Origin of the sequence: Xanthobacter oligotrophicus (genome assembly GCF_008364685.1) — a bacterium.
GTDB lineage: Bacteria > Pseudomonadota > Alphaproteobacteria > Rhizobiales > Xanthobacteraceae > Xanthobacter > Xanthobacter oligotrophicus.
The window spans coordinates 1-763 of sequence record NZ_VTTL01000033.1 but is presented as its reverse complement, the minus strand read 5'-3'; the positions used below and the strand labels follow the sequence as shown (position 1 = coordinate 763).

The window sequence follows — 763 nt, the reverse complement described above, 5'->3', positions numbered from 1 at the left end:
CACGGTCTGTGCCGTATCGGGCGGGGCATGTGTCGTTGGCTCGGAGGCTGGCGTCGGTGACCGCGGGAGGATGACGCGCTGGCGTCGCCGACGTGCTGATGAGGTGCCGACCGCCTGCGTCGATCTCTGCCGATCATGCGGCGAAGCCCCCAGGCGGCCTCTCTTCCGGGCTGGTCTGGCGCCGGTTCGGCCTTGGCCTGCAACGGCTCCGCCGACCTTCTTCCCCTGACCGCAAGCGGTCATTCCTCGCGGGACAACAAGCTCGGCTGCCACCGTCCTCCGCTGCCGCTGCGGCCCACAAGGGGTGCAGCCGTCCGGTCCGTCGCCTCTCGACCGCCATCGAGGCCTCATCGGGCGGCTTCGGGCAACTCTCAGGAGATATGACAATGGCTCAGATCGGCACCTTCACCCGCGACGAGAACGGCGCCTATGCCGGGACGATCAAGACCCTCACCCTCAACGTCAAGGCCACCATCAAGCCCTGCGACCGCGACACCGACAAGGCGCCCGACTATCGCGTCACCGCCAACGGCGTCGAGTTCGGCGCCGGCTGGAGCCGGACCGCCCGCGAGACGGGCACCGAATACCTCTCGCTCAAGCTCGACGATCCGTCCTTCACGGCGCCGGTCTACGCCTCCCTGGTCCAGGGCGACAAGGGCGAGCACAAGCTCATCTGGTCGCGATGACCGGCCACGGGCGCTCCGCTTCCCGCGGGGCGCCCGCCTTCCACCCTCGCAATTATGCGGAGCAGAACCCCCGCCGA

The 763-nt window shown here is 68.9% G+C and carries 1 protein-coding gene; it reads left to right on the top strand.

What is annotated here, in order from left to right; genetic code table 11:
* Positions 1-386 precede the first annotated feature (386 nt).
* Positions 387-686 carry a DUF736 domain-containing protein gene (locus tag FZ033_RS23905; RefSeq protein WP_149578558.1) on the top strand — a complete coding sequence of 100 codons (300 nt, stop codon included), beginning with the start codon at positions 387-389 and terminating at the stop codon, positions 684-686.
* The last annotated feature ends 77 nt before the right edge of the window (positions 687-763 follow it).